The organism is Glutamicibacter sp. JC586, assembly GCF_009805585.1.
GTDB lineage: Bacteria > Actinomycetota > Actinomycetes > Actinomycetales > Micrococcaceae > Glutamicibacter.
On record NZ_VHIN01000022.1, the window covers coordinates 76,334 to 93,905 of the forward strand.

Below are 17,572 nucleotides of genomic sequence, written 5' to 3' on the forward strand. Positions count from 1 at the left end.
TCCAGATATTTTGCGCAAGATCTCGCTATGCAGACTATGCCTAACACCTGTGATGTTTCATAGAACGCTGTTCTCTTGCTGGGTCGAACGACGTAGGTGCGAACTGTACTGGTAAGAATGGATGGGATCCGGTGGTTTTAGAGGAGTATTAATGAACGTGGACATTGCTGATACTTGGCATCGTTTGGCCCAGCCGGTCAACGTTGAGTTGAATCTCTGGCAGTGGCTGATCGTCTTGGCCGTGGTGTTACTTGCGGTGATACCCATGCCCATTTGGCGCTTCACTGGCTTGTATTCAACACTGGTTCACGAGCTTGGCCATATAGTCTCCGCGCTTTTGACCGGAAGGTATGTCACCGGGTTGCGGCTGGGCTGGAATCACTCAGGTGAGGTGGTTAGTAAAGGGCGCGGCAAACTTTCGGTGATCGTCTCGGGGCTGTTTGGCTATCCAGCACCGCTGTGGGTATCAGCCATCATGTTCTGGGCTATTTCTGCTGGTTATGCAGGTCGAGCCTTGGGAATCTACGCACTGTTTTTCCTATTGGCACTGGTCTTCGTTCGCAACTGGCCGGCTTTCGTCGTCTGCGCGCTTAGTGTTGTGCTCGCACTGGCGGTCGTGTTCTTTGCACCGGTGGGAGCCTACATTTATTTGTCGCTGTTGATTGCAGGTTTCTTATTGATCGCAGGATTGCGTGACTACATCAAGTTACTTTCGGTACACACTCTCAGAAGGCATGATTTGGAGCAATCTGATGCCTACCTCATTGCTCGGTCAACTAATACTTTTGCAACCCTGTGGCTCTTGATCATCTTGCTCTTGGGGGCAATCGCCCTGTGGTTCTCGGCGCTAAGCCTATTGACCTTGTTCTGAGTCTTTACGAGCCTGCTTCTTTTGAAGTGCGTTTTTCGTACTCGCGTGTGAGGCTACCCATGCTGCTACCGCAACGAGACCCATAGGCAACCATTTGGTCTTTCTCTTGACTCTGCGATCTGGGTCGATATCCATATCTGCTAGTGGATCACCACCATGCTTGATGCGAACTTCCTGCGCATGAACAAGATCCTTGTAGTTTGCTAGCTCTTGTTTGGCGACCAACGTGTCATCGCGCAGAGGCAATAGAACTTCCTCTGCCGCAGGTAAGCCAGTGCGTAGCTGGCGCAGGCGGGTGAACTCGATATCCACTTGGGCGCCCAATAGCAAGGCGATATTGCTGATCCAGCAGGCCAGCACCAAAATGATGACACCACCAATAGCGCCGTAGGTGGCCGAGTAACTGGCAAATTGTGAAAGGTAGATGCCAAAGCCCACCAAAGACAGACCAAGAATGACCAGTGCAGTCAATGTGCCAGCGGAGAACCAACGGAATTTTGGACGTTTAACGTTTGGCGTGAAGTAGTAGAGCAGTGCAAGCACCAGCAAGACCATGACCAGCATGATCGGTGGCTTGGCTATGTTCAGTATCAAGACGAAACTATCGCCCAAACCGAAGACGTTACCGATACCTCGTGCTACAGATCCTGAAGTCACCAGGAGGACCAAGGTAATCACCGCGACCAGCATGATCAAGATGGTAATGAGAAACATCTGAGGACGGCGCTTCCACTGTGGACGTCCTTCCGGAACACCATAGAGCCGGTTCATGCTTCGACTAAAAGCTGTGACGTAGCCAGAAGTACTCCATAGGGCACCGAGTGAACCGGCAAGGATCACCCAGAAGGTTCCGCCGGCTTGAGAAGCGAGTCCATTTAGCAGTTGCTCTGCTGTGTCCAATAACTGTTGCGAGTCCCCACTAGCAGCACGTCCGTTTGGAGCTAGGCCCTGTTCCAAGATGTCCATGATCCATTTGGTTCCGCTTTCGCTGGCTCCAGCTAGTGACAGCAGAGAGACCAACGCAAGCAAGCCGGGGAACATTGCCAAAACCATGAAGTAGGAGAGCGATGCTGCGACGTCTAGGCCATCGCTTCGGAAAAACTCACGCAGTGCACGCGGGAAGCAGGAAAGCGATTCTTGCATGTGCTCTTTGGTGAATCTGCCTTGGCTGGGCATCGGGTTCCCCTGTCTGACAAACTAATTAGCTAGTGCGGTGAACTGGTTTCGCACATCACACTACCTAAATGCTCCGTCAGTGACTAGGAGATTTGGTGCCGTGCCGTGTACTTTGTGCCCTGGCGACGCAAAAGCAAGACACCAAAATTGCCTTAGACAGCCAAGTGCCGGCGTCCAAGCTAGGTAAGAAACAGGGTGGTTTTGAAAGTTGCGAAAGTGCTAGATCGTGCCCGCGCAAATAGCGAGGCTCGAGCCTCGTTTGAGGCAACGAAACACCCGAAAAATGTAAGTGAAACCCATATCACACAAAGTTGTTTGGAATCTACTCAGGCTATGTAACAATCTTGCACGCTCACAAGGAGTTTAAGGGCGAAAAAAGTTTCAAAAAAACTTTTTTGGCGGAGATCGTGACCTGTGTTTTCGCGGAATCTGGGCGTTTCCTGAGTTGCGGAGACGGTGGGGGTTCGGGTTAGGGTCTTTATAACGTTTCGATAACACTCGCTGTGTTATGGGGAAACAGGTACTGCCGGGACTTCCACATCGCTCACCAGGGCAGTATTTCATACAACGTCGAAATGCGACGCTGAGCGATGCACGAAGATGGTCTTGGACGACCTGAGCGCGGGAAGAGCACTGGAGAATCATGATCCAGCAGAAGACTAAGAAATTGATCCGTCGCGGCGGAGCCTCGTTGGCAGCCGTAGCAGTAGCCGGTGGCGCAATCGTCGCTACCACCGCACCAGCAAACGCAGCTGGCGCAGGCACCTGGGACAAGCTCGCACAGTGCGAGTCCGGCGGAAACTGGTCCATCAACACCGGTAACGGCTACTACGGTGGCCTGCAGTTCACCCTGCAGACCTGGAAGGCATTCGGCGGTTCGGGCATGCCTCAGAACGCTTCGAAGGCTGAGCAGATCCGCGTTGCAACCAAGGTTCAGGCTGCACAGGGCTGGGGCGCGTGGCCAGCATGTACCGCAAAGCTTGGCATCAGCGGTTCGGCTCCAAAGGTTTCGAGCAGCACCTCGACCGAGACCAAGTCGACCACCTCGACTCAGTCCAAGTCGACTACTTCGACTCCAAAGAAGTCGACCACCTCGACTGAAACCAAGAAGACCTACACTGCTCCAAAGGCAGCTGAGACCAAGTCTTCGACCAATGCTTCGGTCAAGTCCACCAAGCAGGTTGCACCAAGCACCTCGGGCAAGCGCACCGCAGAGGTTGCCAAGGCTCCTAGCTTCAACATCGACGTCACCGACTCAGGCAAGAACTACACCGTCAAGTCCGGTGACACCCTGGGCAAGATCGCTAAGCAGCTCGGTGTTTCCGACTGGCGCGGCCTGTTCGTACTGAACGACGATCAGCTGACCAACCCAGACGTAATCCTGGTAGGCCAGACCCTGAACGTTCCAGCGAACTAATTTTTCGCTAGACCACTTGTTAGGTCCACAACATGTCATGAGGCATGTTGTGGACCTTTCTTGCGTTTAAGAACAAAGACGACGGGTCAGATGTGGCGCGGTACTCTGATGCCATGCCGAATACAGGAACGGGTCAAAGCCCAGCTAGGGGAATTCTGGGCAGCGGATTTGAACAATCCGCACTGCTCAGGACTACAGAGTCAGCACAATCAAGACGCCCGCATTCTTGGTGGTGTGGCCCATTGAATGTTGAGCAGCTGGCTTTGAGATCTGTTGCGCTGGTCGCTGACGCGATCGAATCCCTAGATGCGCAACTTTTGAGAGGTACGTTCGGACCCGTTACCGCGCGCGCTGAGCAGGTTGCTGCAGCCTTCGGGTCGACTGCTCACCTGCGTATCAACGGCAACAGAGTCAAAGGGTTTGCCCAACACTCAGGGTTTTATCGAACCATGGATGGTTGGGTCAGGACTCACGCGAATTACCCGCATCACGAGCACCGACTGTTGCAAGCTCTCGGAGCGCAGGGCAGGGTCTCTTTAGCTGACGCTTTACAGAAGCTCACCTCGATCCAAGCACAAGAGCTCATCGTTGATGCTGGTGGGATTGCCGCAAAAGTTCAGAGTAGAAAGCAATGGCTGGGCTCAGCGGCAGGCAAGGCGGCACAAGAAGGGCATTGGGCCCAATTTTCTCACCATCATGGAACTGGGCAGAGCGTGTGGGAGCCGAACGCCGAAGGGTACGGGCCTCTATCGGGGCTGAAAGTCCTTGATATGACCCGAGTGATCGCTGGCCCCACGGCCACCAAAACTCTTGCAGCCTTCGGAGCGCAAGTTCTGCGGGTTGATGGTCCACGATTCCCGGAGCTCACTGAGCAACACATTGATACTGGTTTCAGCAAGCGCAGTACCGTTCTGGATATTTCTAATCCTGCCGACAAATCCGTCATGGATGATCTCTTAGCAGAGACCGACGTGTTGATCTGTGGTTACAGACCAGGTTCCCTAGGACGTTTTGGATTAGGGATTACGCAGTTGCAAGAGAAATACCCGAACATGATCATCGCAGAATTGAACGCCTGGGGATATGACGGTCCGAGTAGCGCCCGGCGTGGGTTCGATAGCATCGTGCAAGCTGCCTGCGGGATTGCTGATGCTTATCGCAGTGAGGATGGAACCCCTGGAGCATTGCCCGTTCAGGCCCTTGACCACGCGACTGGATATGGACTGGCTGCCGCGATCATCAGTATGGCCCAGGCGAGGGTGGAACATCGGATCGTGGGTCACGTTAGATTTTCATTGGCCCGAACTGCCGAGGCGTTATTTGCTTTTGGAACGGCAGTTGAGCCACCGGAGGAACTCAAGCTGCCAGAACTGGGGCATAAGCTAAGTCCCTACGGAAACCTCGAATATGCACTGCCACCATTTGAAGTTAATGGGCAGTCGCTAGATTTTCCTGCATCGCCGCCGCGATACGGGGAGGATCACCCTCTCTGGCTCTGAGCACTAGAAATTGAATCGGCGAAGAGCTTGGCTGGATTCTCGAATACTCGAGACAGTGATAAGAAGCGGTCCCGACTGGCAGCGCCCGGCCATTGTGCCGGCAACATATAGGAAGGCAACCCGGGATCTAGGTACGGCAAAGCGCGCCATGCATCAACCATGTGCACATAACCGAAATAGGCGGCGCTCGGGTCTGTGACCTGCGAGTCAAGTGCCACCGTGGCGTCCAAGAACTGCTGGTGTAGGGAACTGAGGTACTTCAGATCCCACCATTGCTGGGCTGCTTGCTGAGCGCTTTCAGGAAAATACGGCCGGTCGGCAGTGAAGAGGGTTGCCTGCGAGCGAGCGTTGAGCGCAACAAGAACTGCGGTGACTTCTTCGCGAAGATACTCGGGAAAAATCCAAAGACCCGAAGATACTAGGCCGCCGCCGAGCTGCTGAAAGTGTTTTCTGATTTGGTGGCGCAGCGCTCGTTGTTTCTCAGGAAGGGAATAGGTCACCAAGCACCACTGATCGCTGGCGGACATTTCGCGTGGCGTGAAGATCCGCCGAATTCCCCGTTCAAACATCGCTTGCGCTGCACCTGGGACGTTCAACAGGGCTGAATCTGCAGTTTCCAGAATCTTCCTGTCGATCAGGCGGGAAATTGCCGTCTGGGCCGCTGGGGCAGATATTCCGGCTGCTTGGGCCAGCTCCAATAATTCAGTACGTGGAACCGGCTCTGAATGATTCCTTATATATAGGCCAATGATGGTGCGAATAATTGATGTTGCGCTACCGGAACGGACCTCAAAATCGTCGAGGCTGAAAGCTGATAATGCAGAGTCAGTTGCCAATTTCTGTACGCACCGCAAACAGCTCTGGGAAGAAAGTCAGGTCGAGTGCGCGCTTGAGGAAGTCAACTCCGGATGAACCGCCGGTGCCACGCTTGAAGCCGATGGTTCGCTGAACAACGCGCAAGTGGCGGTAACGCCAAGCTTGGAAATTATCTTCGAGGTCTACGAGATCTTCGCATGCTTGGTAGAGGCTCCACGTCGTGTCCTCTGATTCGTAGATTTCCTTAAAAACGGGAATCAGCGCTTCTTGGTAGGTCCATGGCTTCGTGAAGTCTCGGGAAAGAATTTCTTCTGGGATGTCATAACCCCGACGTGCCAGAGCGGCCAGGAATACGTCGTAAAGCCCTGGTTCATGAAGCAAGTTGGACAACAACTCGTGAGCTTTGGGATCTGATTCATGAACCTTGAGCATGCCCTGATGCTTGTTGCCCAAAATGAATTCCACGGCCCGGTATTGGAAGGACTGGAACCCCGAGGAAGAACCGAGGAAACCTCGGAACTGTGCGTATTCACGCGGCGTGAGGGTAGCCAGAACAGACCATTGCTCGGTCAGGGTCTTTTGAATGTGTTTTACCCGGGCGAGGCATTTGAGCGCTTTGCCGATGTCGTCTTGACCGAGCAGTCGACGAGCCTCGATGAGTTCGTGCAGCATGAGCTTGAGCCACAGCTCGCTGGTTTGATGCTGGATGATGAACAGCATTTCGTCGTGGTGCTCCGGAACGCTGACCGGCTGCTGTGCGGAGAGGACCTGGTCCAGATTCAGGTAACTGCCGTAGGACATGGTGTTTCTGAAATCGGTGCGGACACCTTCTTCGATGTCACGCTGGTTTTCGGTCTGTGGTTTCTTGCTGCTCATGGGGCCATCATATCAAGAGCATTACGAGCGTCACAATATTGAAAATATCTTATTGCGACCTAAACGAAGGATGGGAATAACTCAACAATCGAAAATGTTGAAACATGCATACGCATATAAAAGTAGAAGGATGGACATCATGAGCAAGTCAGTCGTAGTGATCAGCGGAGGTCTTAGTTCGCCATCAAGCTCTTCCATGCTGGGGAGTCAGATCGGGGAAAGTATCGTTGGGAAACTGGCAGCTACTGGAACTGGGGCAAAACTGAACAATATAGAACTGCGCGAGTATGCAGGGGAAATCACCAACAATATGCTCACCGGATTCGCCTCACCGAATCTGCAGCGCGTCATCAACGCCGTGACCGAGGCGGATGTACTCATCGCAGTATCACCGGTGTTCACCGCTTCCATTTCAGGACTCTTTAAATCGTTCCTGGATATCCTTGATCCAAAAACCCTTATGGGGAAACCTGTGGTCCTTGCCGCCACCGCCGGAACCCAGCGACATCAGCTAGCCATCGACTATGCCATGCGTCCAATCTTTGCCTACCTGCGAGCGGACATCATGCCCACCACCGTCTTTGCCGCCTCTGAAGATTTTGGTGGACAAGGGATCACCGGAACGCTCACCGAGCGCGCTCGCCGAGTGGCCCACGAAGTTCTTATTTCTCTGAGCGCCAAGGACGGCACACTGAAGGGTGACGACGAGTTAGGTGACACTCGATCCATCGCGCCGTCTGTCAGCGAATTTGCGGATCCCAACGATGGGATGACCTCTCTCCCATTCGAAACTCTCCTGGCAAACCTGCGGCCCGCGGGCAAATAACAGGTGCTGAAATGTTAGTACGATGTGCCTTGGGACCGGAAGCTAGGTACGATCAAAAAATGTGAGCCAGTTCATCGAAGTGAAAACTGGCGGCTCACCTTGGTATGAACTGAAGTGAAAGGTGTCATTGCTGATGCTATCCGAGGAAACGATCACGGCTATTGCCGATGAGCTGGTTCAGGCCGGCCGTACGCGCACTCCCGTAGCGCGTCTGACCGCACGGTACCCGGAAATGACAGTGGAAGATTCCTATCGCGTGCAGAACCTCTGGCGCCAGCGTAGTGAAGCTGCCGGGCGAACCCTTGTCGGGCGCAAAATTGGATTGACCTCTAGGGCCATGCAGATGGCCACCGGCATCACCGAACCCGACTACGGAATCATCTTCGATGACATGGTTCATGACTCCGGGGCGGTCTTCAACTTTTCTGAATTCACCGGCGCACGCGTCGAAATGGAACTCGCTTTTAAGTTGAAGAAGGATATCGAAGGTCCGCGGGCGAACATTTTCGATGTACTTGAAGCTACCGAGTACGTGATCCCGGCATTAGAAATCCTTGACGCCCGAATTGAGATGGAAGGGCGCACCATCGTTGATACCATCAGCGACAACGCGGCTATGGGAGCGATGGTCATAGGTGGCAACCCGGTCAAACCAGATGCCGTCGACCTGCGCTGGGTCTCGGGCATCCTTTTCAAGAACCAGAGTGTCGAGGAAACCGGAGTGGCAGCAGGTGTACTGAACCATCCAGCCGCCGGGGTGTATTGGCTGGCCAATAAGATCGCAGCTCACGGCGATAAGCTCAAGGCTGGAGAACTGATTCTTGCAGGTTCCTTTACCCGACCGATGTGGGTTAACGCGAACGACACTGTCTTTGCTGACTACGGAGCACTAGGAACTGTTACATGCCATTTTCAGTAGAACCAGATTCATCGTTCAAAGATGCGCTGAAAGGCGCCGAACACAGCCTGACCGGTATCTGGGTGTGTTCAGCCTCCCCACTGATCGCAGAAATTTGTGCCGGCGCAGGTTTCGACTGGATCTTTATTGACGGTGAACATTCACCGAATGATCTGCAGAGTATCTTGGCTCAGCTCCAAGCTGTGCGCAGCTACCCAGTTATTCCGGTGGTCCGTCCCGCGGTCAATGATCCGGTGTTGATCAAGCAGTTCCTAGATCTTGGCGTGCAGTCATTGATTATCCCGATGGTCAATGACGCGCAACAAGCTGCCAATGCGGTGGCTGCTTGTCACTATCCACCCAAGGGAGTGCGCGGAGTTGGCTCGGCTCTGGCCCGATCGGCCCGATGGAATCGAATCCCGGACTACCTGACGCGCGCCGATGAGACCATCACTGTGATCGTTCAAATTGAATCCGATGAAGCGGTAAAAAACGTCGAAGACATTCTTGGCACGGAGGGTATCGACGGTATCTTTATTGGTCCTTCTGACCTAGCGGCGTCCATGGGCGTCATCGGACAGCAGAACCACCCAGATGTGGTCGACGCGGTGCTCACCTCGATCAAAGCGGCCAAATCGGCCGGCAAATATGCGGGGGTTAACGCTTTCGATTCGGCGACTGCGCGGCGTTATATGGACGCAGGAGCGGACTTCGTCGGAGTGGGTGCAGACGTTGCGTTGTTGGCTCGTGCGACCGAAGCCCTGGCAGCAAGTTTTCGCGACGAGGTAAGTGCGAAGGCTCCCAAAAGCTACTGACGCTTCGGTTCTAGGCAAGCGCTCAGGGCGAGGATGCGCGTCGCTGGGTGCCCGGCGAGACTAATGGTGGCAACATTGAGAATGATGAGTCACGAAAAGAAACCCATGAAGGCCGTGATGTTGCGTCTGCGCAACGGTTGGCCAATGCCCCTTGCTTTGCAGGGTGTGTTTGAGATCCTGCAATCCGTTGTCTTTTGCATAGCCTTGATCATGTTGCCGTTGGTCGCTGTGTACTTCAGCGGTGGCTTCTTGGAAGACTCTTTTAACGTCATTTTGCAATTCGCCGGGTTCCTCTGGCTGATGATCCACGGCGTTCCTATCGAAGTGTTGAATCTTGGCACTGGCCAGGACCCGAGCTCCGTTTCCGGATGGTTGACGCTCATTCCTTTGGGACTTTCGCTGCTTCCTTTTGCATTTTGTTTGCGTGCAGGACGACGCATAGCACGTGCCTCGTACACCGATCAGTTGTGGCAAGGGCTACTAGGGGCATTCACCGCCTACGGAGCTGTTGGTGCAGTGGTGGGATTGCTCGTCAATAATAGCTATGCGCGGGTCAATCTTTTTGCCGCAATTTTCATTCCGCTGATCATTGCGGCCCTGGGCCTGATCATTGGAGCACGCCGCGAAGCCGGATCTTGGGCGCGCCTGTTTGGTGTTGATATCGCGTCCTATATTCAGCGACTTTCACCTCACCGACGCTGGGCTGGATCTTATGTGTGGCATGTAGTCGTAGCCGGTTTCTTGGGCTACGTCGCTGCCGTAGGCATCAGTGGTTTGCTGCTGACCATCAACCTGGGGTTGCACTGGACTGAAGTTGCCAATGTGTATCAAGAATTGCGTCCCGGGCCCATTGGTTCGGCAGCATTGACCCTGGTGCAATTGGCGTTGATCCCTAACGCTTCGTTCTGGGTCTTGTCGTGGGTCAGCGGCGGTGGGTTCACCCTCGGTACGGGTAGCACGTTATCGAGTTTAGAAACTACCGTAGGTCCTCTACCTTCTATTCCTATGCTGGCATCCATTCCCTCGGGTGACGCGTCAAATCATTGGTTGTTCATGCTCATTCCAGTGGCCGCCGGAATCCTTGCGGGCTGGTATTTCTTGCGTGGGGGAGAGAACCACCTAGAGGACTGGTTCGCCCGTCGCATTCCGTTCAACTTGCTTTCCCTGGGAGCATCGACGGCGTGTCTGTCAGTATTCACCGGAATCGTCGCCGGTGTGCTGAGCCTGTTCGGCTCGTGGCTGGTGTCCGGTTCTTTGGCCATCGGACGACTGACGGACCTTGGACCGAATATTTGGCTGACTGCCGGTGCGCTAGCTCTACAGGTCGGTGTTGGTACAGCGATCGGCTACCTGATTGCTCCACTGTTTGAGACCGACCCAGTGCTTGAAGGCTAGGGACTAGAGACACCAAAGGCTGACGGAAAAATTCCGTCAGCCTTTGCTTTACCCTGGTGTAAGTTCAGCAGGCGTGAGTCCTTTAGTCGAAGCGAACAACGCTCACATTTGAGAATTCGACGCTGCCATCTGCTGCGTAGTGCATAGTGGGCCCACCCGAAGTCCTAGCTCCAACCATTTGGATGTCGTCTCTTTGAATGAAGCTCAACGGTTATTCGTATGGCAAGGAAAAGTCGCTACGTCAGCGTTGTAGCGAAGCCGCCAATTCCGAAGCGTGAGTGCTAGCGGCTATCAGACTCTAAATCCCATAGATGATGCACAAAATCGTGCCAGGCATACTGATTCAAAGTTTGAACTGTGAATGCTGATCCGTTCGAGCGTAGGCCCCGCCGTGAGTACGAGGACGCGGGAATTGCATCCAATTTGTTTGCATAGTTTTTGGCAGCCTCACGTAGCTGCGAGATGACATCCATTGGTTCAAGAGCGTTGTAATTCCCTTGCTCAGCGGCCAGATCCTGATCCCAGTTTGGGAAGGTAGGTTCATCCTTGGTGAGCATCAGATCTAACCGCTGATTCATGATTACCAACATGTGCGCCACATGCGTGACGTATTCCTGATCGCTCCACCGGGCTGGGTTAGTTCTACCCCGTGCCTGGGGCCTGTCTAGCACTTTGACATAACGCTCCACCCCGTGAGGAAGTTGCTCAATTACGTCTCTAAGGCCCACCGAACGGACGTCGTACCCGCACTCGGGGCAGACAGAGTCCAATACAAAGGTCCAATTTTTCTGATCAGGAACGATTCCACTCATGCGTTCATCATGCATCCAGATGCGCAGATTTAGTAGTTTGCGACTGAGCCAAGCAACAATATTGACCGAATGAAAAATCTGTCAGCACCAAACCGTAGAATTGAGTTCATGCGCATTGTGGTTTTGGTTTCAGGTACCGGTTCTAATCTTCAGGCAGTGATTGACGCGGTACAGGCCGGTGAACTGCCCAATGTAGAAATTGCCGCAGTCGGGGCCGACAAGCACGATACTTTCGGGGTGCAACGCTCTGCGCAAGCTGGCATTGAAACGTTTGTTGTGAACTTCAAAGACTACGAAGATCGCAGCGACTGGAATCATGCGCTGACCGAAAAGTGCCAGTCCTACGCACCGGACTATGTAGTTTCCTCGGGCTTCATGCGCATTGTTGGCGAAGAATTCATTAACGCCTTTGACGGCACCTACATCAACACCCATCCAGCCCTCCTGCCTTCTTTCCCCGGTGCACACGGGGTACGCGATGCTCTGGCCTACGGCGTGAAAGTCACAGGCTGCACCGTGCATATCGCTGATGCCGGTGTTGATACCGGTCCAATCCTGCGCCAAGAAGCGGTGGCCATTGAAGAGAATGACACCGAAGATACGCTGCACGAGCGCATCAAGGTAGTTGAGCGCCGCCTGTTGATTGCCACCCTCGCGGACTTAGCCGCGGGAAAATAGCTTCCTAACACGGCGTAAAATTGGTGGCGAGATGACTGAGCAAAAACCACAGCCTGAATCGGCCGCGCCCACCGAATTGTTTACCGCAGCGGAACTAGACACCGCACTCAAAGTGCTCTCGGTCGTGCATCAGTTGGATTCTGCTGACGAGCGTCATATTGCCGTACGCCGTGCGACGAGCAACATGTTCAAGGCGGCCAAACGGTTCCGCAAATCTCAGAAGCGCGCAGAAATTAGCTCTGCAGACCGCGCTCTGATCCACAGCACTGCTACCGGTTCGCCCCAGCGCCTGGATGACGAAACCATGGGGCTTGACCTGCGCACGCCGACCCAAGGTGCCAGCGCCGGTGAATTCCGCCGGCCACGTGGCTGCTATATCTGCAAGAAGCGTTACACCACGGTGGACGCCTTCCACCATTATCTCTGCCCCGACTGCGCTGCCGCTGGACGTGAACGTCGTGATGCGCACGCAGACCTGACCGGCAAACGTGCTCTGCTCACCGGTGGCCGCGCAAAAATTGGCATGCACATTGCGCTTCGATTATTGCGCGACGGCGCCCACACTACGATCACCACCCGATTCCCTAAAGACGCGGTGCGACGTTTTGCTGCGATCGAAGACAGCGGAGAGTGGATTCATCGCCTGCGCATCGTCGGGATCGACCTGCGAGATCCAGCGCAGGTTATTTCCTTGGCCGATAAAATTGCCGCGCAGGGCCCACTGGACATTTTGATTAACAATGCCGCCCAGACGGTCCGTCGAACCAGCAACTCCTATCAGCACCTGATCGAATCCGAACGACAACCACTGGGCGGCGAGCTTCTGTCCAATAACGGGGGACCGGAACTCTGGGGTGAAGCTAATCCTCCAGCCGAGCATCCAAAGACCTTAGCTAGTGCCTTCCGGTTGGAAGACTCGGCCCTGCTGGCCCCGACAACCTCGGGAACCTATGACGCGCAGCAATTGGCGGACCTAGCGATGAAGGCAGGCTCGGCAACGCTAGAACGCATCAGCGCAGGCACGGCGATCGACGCCGGCGGCCTTGTTCCAGATGTGGTCACCGAAAATTCGTGGACTCAGATCTTGGGAAATGTTGACGCACTAGAAATGCTCGAAGTGCAGTTGTGCAACGTCACCGCACCGTTTTTGCTGGCCTCACGACTACGCCCGGCTCTAGCCGCAAGCGATGCGCGTCGCAAGTACATTGTGAACGTCTCTGCGATGGAGGGGCAGTTCTCGCGTCGGTATAAGGGTGCTGGCCACCCACATACCAATATGGCAAAGGCCTCGTTGAATATGCTCACTCGAACCAGCGCTGAAGAGATGCTGAAAACCGACGGCATCTTGATGTCGGCGGTGGATACCGGGTGGATCACCGACGAACGTCCGCATGACTCCAAGGTCCGCATGGTTGCCGAAGGATGGCATGCGCCACTGGATTTGATCGACGGGGCTGCCCGTGTCTACCAGCCGATCGTGGATGGAGAACGCGGAATTGACCTTTACGGCTGCTTCCTGAAGGACTACGAACCTTCGCCGTGGTAAACGACGAAGGTCCGGTTGCTACTTCTTGAGTGTCAGCCGCACGGTGCGCACCTCGAAGGGGCCCAACGCCAACTGAAGCGAACCCTCGCTCAGCTCGATTGCACCGTCATCTAGGTGTTCTTCGAGCAAGCTTGCTGTGCTGGCCGAGCCCAGTTGGGCGTTGATCTTCAACTCTCCGTGAGCACGACGTCCCAGCGACTCGTAAACACGCACCACCAGGTCACCGGAGCGGTCAGCAGCTAGCTTCACACTGGAAACCACCAGTCCATCGCCGGAGATAGAAACCAGTGGGGATACCTCTTGTGCTCCTAAGACCACGCGTTCATCACTGTTCAGAAGTGCGCCGGCTTCGGTAACTCCCGCGATATCCGCTCCGATGACCAGGCCATAACGGTGGGTTTGTACGCCCTGATCGGTGTGTGGATCCGGGAAGCGCGGAGCACGTAGCAAAGATAGGCGTACCGTGGTGGTGACCTGTGCATCCTTGGCATCACGAGTGACGTCAAAGCCGTATATCGAATCATTGATCAGGCCTACCCCAAAGCCAGGTTCTTCGGCCAAGACAAAGCGATGCATCGAAGTTTCAAACTTTGCCGCTTCCCAGCTGGTATTCACATGTGTGACTCTCTTGTGATAACCAAACTGGGTTTCCGCGATGGTCTGCTCGGCACGAACATCAATGGGGAATGCGACCTTAAGGAACTTTTCGGCCTCATGCCAATCGGTGCTTTGGCTGATGTGAAGGGTGTTCGAGCCTGGGGCCAAGCTCAGTTCTTGTACGAGCTTTGACTGGGAGAAGCTACGAGTCACGGTGATGAGTTTTGCACCGCTTGGTGTCGTGGATAGTTCTAGTGAATCTACCTCGCGCAGGTCGGTTACCTGATTACGGTAGTACTTGTCGACATCCCAGGCGTCCCACATGTTTGGGAAGTCCTGATGCAATTGCAAGAGGTTTGCTTCTTGGCCAGCCGCGATCGACTCGCGACCAGTGGCCAGATCTATCGCCGAAGTGATCAAGCCTTGGGCATTGATACTTATTTGGACAACACCGTTATCTAAGACGTAGCCACCGTCAGCTTCCGAAACCTGCACAGAATCATCCTGGACGATCTGCAAGGACTTAGCCTGCCCGAAAGCTACCGCGTTGCGGGTAAAGGCTGCACCGTTGAAGGTTATGGACGTGGAACCGGAACCGGTCAACTGCTGTTGCGCAGCGAGAATCAATGCCTCGGCCTGCTCGATGACCTGCGCGTACCGGTCCACTACTTCACGATGTACCCAGGCGATGGACGTGCCTGGCAAGATGTCATGGAATTGGTGCAACAGCACGGTCTCCCACAGCTCGTCGAGCTGCTCGTACGGGTAGTCGGCTCCGGTGTAAAGCGTCGCTGTGGTGGCCCATAGCTCGGCCTCAACCAACAATTGCTCGGTACGACGATTGCCTTGTTTGGTCTGGTGCTGGCTGGTAAGCGTCGCGCGGTGTAGTTCCAGATAGAGCTCGCCCACCCAGACCGGCGGGTTGGGAAGTTCCTTTTTGGCACGGTCGAAGAAGTCGTTGGGGTGCTCCCAGCGGACTTGAGCGCTGCCTTCCAAATTGGCTAAGCGCTTGGCCTTGCCGGCCATCTCGCGGGTAGTTCCACCGCCGCCATCTCCCCACCCCACCGGGGCAATGGAATTATTGGTGACACGCGCTTCACGGAACTGACGTGCAGCCTTGGCCACTTCCTCGCCGGAGAGCTGAGAATTATAGGTATCCATCGACGGGAAGTGACTGAAAATGCGTGAGCCATCAATACCTTCCCAAGCAAAGGAGTGATGCGGGAACTTGTTCTGCTGATTCCAAGAGATCTTCTGAGTAAAGAACCACTCAAAACCGGCACGACGCATCAGCTGGGGCAGGGCAGGGGAGTAGCCGAAGGAATCGGGCAACCATACGCCCTTGGAAGTCACCCCGAATTCATCGCGGAAGAACTTCTGACCATAAAGGAACTGGCGAACCAGCGATTCGCCCGAAGGCATGACGGTATCCGACTCGACCCACATGCCACCCAAGGGGAGGAAACGTTCATCAGCAACAGCTTGCTTGACCCGATCCCAAACTTCCGGGCGGTGGGACTTGAGCCACTTGTATTGTTGGGCGCTGGACATGCCGTAGAGGAAATCGGGTTCATCTCCGAGCAACTCAACCATCGAAGAAGCGGTGCGTGAAACCTTACGGATGGTTTCGCGCAGTGGCCACAACCAAGCGGAATCAATATGTGAGTGGCCGATGGCAGAAATTTGATGGGCACTGTGTTCTGCCGGGGCAGCTAGTACCGAGGCGAGTTCATCACGTGCAGCCTGAGCGGTAGCGGTAATGCTTTGAAGATCAAGAACATCAAGTGCGTTGTCCAAAGCTTGAAGGATCTGCATCTTGCGCGGACTTTGCGGTAGTTGTTCTTGCAGGTCCAACAACACTTCGAGGTCTAAGGCCAGGTCTTGAACTACTGGCTCAAAGACGGCAAGGTCCACGCGCCGTAGGGTGTAGAGCTTGGAAGACGAAGAGGTGAGAATGTCGCCCTGCTCGGTGGGCAAGAACGGGTGATGATCAAGCAGTACCGGATTGGATGCAGCCTCAAGATAGAGATCTACAGACTCGTTGCCAGCTGCCGATTCGGCGATAGGCACCCACTGGTTGCGTGGGTTCAAAGCCTTGATGGTGATGCCGTCGGGGCGGTAAATGAGGCCCTCGCATTGGAAGCCTGTCATATTCACATCAAAGCCAAGATCTATAACAGCTTCGATGCGGCGACCAGCCCATTCGGCTGGAACCTGTCCTTGAAGATGGAACCACGTGGTGCCCCAAGCTGCACCCCATTGGGTGCCGACCGCTGTTGACGTGTAGTTCAAAGCCAGAGCTTCAGCAGGGGCAATCGGTTCACCCGGAAGCTCGTGCCATGACACCTCCAATGGAATCGAGTCCGAGTAGATGGCAGGCAAAACTCTTTCCTGCAGTACTCGTTTGACTCGACCGGTGGTCAGGGAAGTGTCATCGTGCATGGCGGCCTTTCGAAGGTCGGATCCCCGAAAGTCAGCGGGGCAGTTCACTGCCAGACTATCGAAAAATATCTGATGAAATGCTATTTCTGGAGGGCGTGGGGATAGATTTCTGGCAAAAGACTTACGGTGGTGGCAACGGTGCGTCTTTTCTGGAAAAATCGCTGAAGCTCGAATCATTACCATCGGGTAATCTATCCAAGGCTCGATTAGCGGCCGGTGAGAGACATTCGCCGACGCGCACCATTGTGGAAAGGCACAATCGATCTATGCGCTCTGATGCACTGCAACGACGTGAGACGATCCTGCGCACGGCACGAGAACTCTTTGCCCAGCACGGAGCCAACGTGGCCATGGACGTAATTGCTGAACGGAGCAACGTCGGAATCGGTACCCTGTATCGCAACTTCGCAGCCCGACCCGAGCTAGTTGAAGAAGTCACGGTAACGACCCTTCAAGAGATTCTTGACGCGGCTCACAAAGCCCAGGCCGACCTCTCTACAGACCAACACGCATGGTCAAATTTCTTAGATCAGCTGGTCAACCTCAACCTGGGGGCGCTCAGCGAAGCGCTAGGTACCGCATTGCCTTCCACCTTGAGCACGCGAGTACTCACCGTGCAACGTCAGTGCGCCATAGCAGTGAGCGAAGTCTTAGAAGCGGCGAAGGGCTTTAATCTGGTGCGTGCGGATCTAAACGGGGTGGAACTGATCACCGTTATCGGTGCGGCAACCAGACCGCTGGGGCGGGCCTTCAAAGATCAGGCGCCGCAACTTCAAGAACGCTTGGTGGCCATCATGTTAGATGGTTTGAAACCAGAGAATACTACCGCCTTACCAGTTGAGAAAAGTCTGTAGCATCCGCCCCACACGTTTCTCCCAGTTCCCGCGCGGTCACCGAAATTTTCTAGG

Annotated in this window: 15 protein-coding genes; 10 read left to right on the forward strand and 5 right to left on the reverse strand. The window is 54.6% G+C overall.

Going from position 1 to position 17,572, the window contains the following annotated elements; translation table 11 throughout:
- Window positions 1-151 precede the first annotated feature (151 nt).
- Window positions 152-871, forward strand: a complete 720-nt coding sequence (locus FJV47_RS14200) for a M50 family metallopeptidase (RefSeq protein ID WP_159614119.1) — start codon at window positions 152-154, stop codon at window positions 869-871.
- On the opposite strand, the gene FJV47_RS14205 is transcribed toward FJV47_RS14200, so the two are convergent.
- Window positions 854-2,014, reverse strand: coding sequence for a YihY/virulence factor BrkB family protein (locus FJV47_RS14205; protein ID WP_159614121.1), 1,161 nt, complete (start codon window positions 2,012-2,014; stop codon window positions 854-856). The genes FJV47_RS14200 and FJV47_RS14205 overlap by 18 nt on opposite strands.
- Window positions 2,015-2,690: 676 nt before the next feature.
- Here FJV47_RS14205 and FJV47_RS16735 point away from each other — a divergent pair.
- Together FJV47_RS16735 and FJV47_RS14215 are read left to right on the forward strand one after the other, a co-directional pair.
- Window positions 2,691-3,464: a transglycosylase family protein gene (locus FJV47_RS16735; RefSeq protein WP_159614123.1), complete on the forward strand. Its 774-nt coding sequence runs from the start codon at window positions 2,691-2,693 to the stop codon at window positions 3,462-3,464.
- A 113-nt stretch (window positions 3,465-3,577) separates the two neighbouring features.
- Window positions 3,578-4,963 (forward strand): CoA transferase, encoded by a 1,386-nt coding sequence (locus tag FJV47_RS14215; RefSeq protein ID WP_159614125.1) that lies wholly within the window; start codon window positions 3,578-3,580, stop codon window positions 4,961-4,963.
- Here the strand turns inward: FJV47_RS14215 and FJV47_RS14220 are convergent.
- Together FJV47_RS14220 and kynA are read right to left on the reverse strand one after the other, a co-directional pair.
- Window positions 4,945-5,799 carry a PaaX family transcriptional regulator C-terminal domain-containing protein gene (locus FJV47_RS14220; protein WP_159614127.1) on the reverse strand — a complete coding sequence of 285 codons (855 nt, stop codon included), beginning with the start codon at window positions 5,797-5,799 and terminating at the stop codon, window positions 4,945-4,947. The two genes, FJV47_RS14215 and FJV47_RS14220, sit on opposite strands and share 19 nt — an antisense overlap.
- Window positions 5,789-6,655 carry a tryptophan 2,3-dioxygenase gene (gene kynA, locus FJV47_RS14225; RefSeq protein ID WP_159614129.1) on the reverse strand — a complete coding sequence of 289 codons (867 nt, stop codon included), beginning with the start codon at window positions 6,653-6,655 and terminating at the stop codon, window positions 5,789-5,791. Before kynA ends, FJV47_RS14220 begins: the two co-directional genes overlap by 11 nt.
- A gap of 139 nt (window positions 6,656-6,794) precedes the next feature.
- On the opposite strand from kynA, the gene FJV47_RS14230 reads away from it, so the two are divergent.
- The 4 genes from FJV47_RS14230 (at window position 6,795) to FJV47_RS14245 (ending at window position 10,589) form a co-directional block, all read left to right on the forward strand.
- Entirely contained in the window at window positions 6,795-7,481 is a 687-nt protein-coding gene (locus FJV47_RS14230; protein WP_159614131.1) for a CE1759 family FMN reductase, read from the forward strand.
- A 133-nt stretch (window positions 7,482-7,614) separates the two neighbouring features.
- Complete coding sequence (gene hpaH, locus FJV47_RS14235) at window positions 7,615-8,400, forward strand: 2-oxo-hept-4-ene-1,7-dioate hydratase (protein ID WP_159614133.1); 786 nt, start codon at window positions 7,615-7,617, stop codon at window positions 8,398-8,400.
- Window positions 8,385-9,194 (forward strand): aldolase/citrate lyase family protein, encoded by an 810-nt coding sequence (locus FJV47_RS14240; protein WP_200832020.1) that lies wholly within the window; start codon window positions 8,385-8,387, stop codon window positions 9,192-9,194. The genes hpaH and FJV47_RS14240 overlap by 16 nt, the downstream gene beginning before the upstream one ends.
- Window positions 9,195-9,275: 81 nt before the next feature.
- Window positions 9,276-10,589: a DUF6350 family protein gene (locus FJV47_RS14245; protein ID WP_235026481.1), complete on the forward strand. Its 1,314-nt coding sequence runs from the start codon at window positions 9,276-9,278 to the stop codon at window positions 10,587-10,589.
- A gap of 281 nt (window positions 10,590-10,870) precedes the next feature.
- Here the strand turns inward: FJV47_RS14245 and FJV47_RS14250 are convergent, their stop codons facing one another.
- The gene (locus FJV47_RS14250; RefSeq protein ID WP_159614135.1) at window positions 10,871-11,401 is read right to left on the reverse strand and encodes a maleylpyruvate isomerase N-terminal domain-containing protein; all 531 of its coding nucleotides are present in this window, start codon (window positions 11,399-11,401) and stop codon (window positions 10,871-10,873) included.
- A 108-nt stretch (window positions 11,402-11,509) separates the two neighbouring features.
- Between FJV47_RS14250 and purN the strand changes: the two genes are divergently transcribed.
- Together purN and FJV47_RS14260 are read left to right on the forward strand one after the other, a co-directional pair.
- Complete coding sequence (gene purN / locus FJV47_RS14255) at window positions 11,510-12,079, forward strand: phosphoribosylglycinamide formyltransferase (RefSeq protein WP_159614137.1); 570 nt, start codon at window positions 11,510-11,512, stop codon at window positions 12,077-12,079.
- 31 nt (window positions 12,080-12,110) lie between these two features.
- Complete coding sequence (locus tag FJV47_RS14260; RefSeq protein WP_159614139.1) at window positions 12,111-13,625, forward strand: SDR family NAD(P)-dependent oxidoreductase; 1,515 nt, start codon at window positions 12,111-12,113, stop codon at window positions 13,623-13,625.
- An 18-nt stretch (window positions 13,626-13,643) separates the two neighbouring features.
- On the opposite strand, the gene FJV47_RS14265 is transcribed toward FJV47_RS14260, so the two are convergent.
- Window positions 13,644-16,664: a glycoside hydrolase family 38 C-terminal domain-containing protein gene (locus FJV47_RS14265; RefSeq protein ID WP_159614142.1), complete on the reverse strand. Its 3,021-nt coding sequence runs from the start codon at window positions 16,662-16,664 to the stop codon at window positions 13,644-13,646.
- A gap of 266 nt (window positions 16,665-16,930) precedes the next feature.
- On the opposite strand from FJV47_RS14265, the gene FJV47_RS14270 reads away from it, so the two are divergent.
- Window positions 16,931-17,518, forward strand: a complete 588-nt coding sequence (locus FJV47_RS14270) for a TetR/AcrR family transcriptional regulator (RefSeq protein ID WP_159614144.1) — start codon at window positions 16,931-16,933, stop codon at window positions 17,516-17,518.
- Window positions 17,519-17,572: the final 54 nt, after the last annotated feature.

Excerpts from the sequence above, each read along its gene's own strand:
- hpaH (WP_159614133.1), top strand. The coding sequence starts at position 7,615 with ATGCTATCCGAGGAAACGATCACGGCTATTGCCGATGAGCTGGTTCAG.
- FJV47_RS14260 (WP_159614139.1), top strand. The coding sequence starts at position 12,111 with ATGACTGAGCAAAAACCACAGCCTGAATCGGCCGCGCCCACCGAATTG.
- FJV47_RS14230 (WP_159614131.1), top strand. The coding sequence starts at position 6,795 with ATGAGCAAGTCAGTCGTAGTGATCAGCGGAGGTCTTAGTTCGCCATCA.
- FJV47_RS14205 (WP_159614121.1), bottom strand. The coding sequence starts at position 2,014 with ATGCAAGAATCGCTTTCCTGCTTCCCGCGTGCACTGCGTGAGTTTTTC.
- kynA (WP_159614129.1), bottom strand. The coding sequence starts at position 6,655 with ATGAGCAGCAAGAAACCACAGACCGAAAACCAGCGTGACATCGAAGAA.
- FJV47_RS16735 (WP_159614123.1), top strand. The coding sequence starts at position 2,691 with ATGATCCAGCAGAAGACTAAGAAATTGATCCGTCGCGGCGGAGCCTCG.
- FJV47_RS14240 (WP_200832020.1), top strand. The coding sequence starts at position 8,385 with ATGCCATTTTCAGTAGAACCAGATTCATCGTTCAAAGATGCGCTGAAA.
- FJV47_RS14265 (WP_159614142.1), bottom strand. The coding sequence starts at position 16,664 with ATGCACGATGACACTTCCCTGACCACCGGTCGAGTCAAACGAGTACTG.
- FJV47_RS14270 (WP_159614144.1), top strand. The coding sequence starts at position 16,931 with ATGCGCTCTGATGCACTGCAACGACGTGAGACGATCCTGCGCACGGCA.
- purN (WP_159614137.1), top strand. The coding sequence starts at position 11,510 with ATGCGCATTGTGGTTTTGGTTTCAGGTACCGGTTCTAATCTTCAGGCA.
- FJV47_RS14215 (WP_159614125.1), top strand. The coding sequence starts at position 3,578 with ATGCCGAATACAGGAACGGGTCAAAGCCCAGCTAGGGGAATTCTGGGC.
- FJV47_RS14250 (WP_159614135.1), bottom strand. The coding sequence starts at position 11,401 with ATGAGTGGAATCGTTCCTGATCAGAAAAATTGGACCTTTGTATTGGAC.
- FJV47_RS14200 (WP_159614119.1), top strand. The coding sequence starts at position 152 with ATGAACGTGGACATTGCTGATACTTGGCATCGTTTGGCCCAGCCGGTC.
- FJV47_RS14245 (WP_235026481.1), top strand. The coding sequence starts at position 9,276 with ATGATGAGTCACGAAAAGAAACCCATGAAGGCCGTGATGTTGCGTCTG.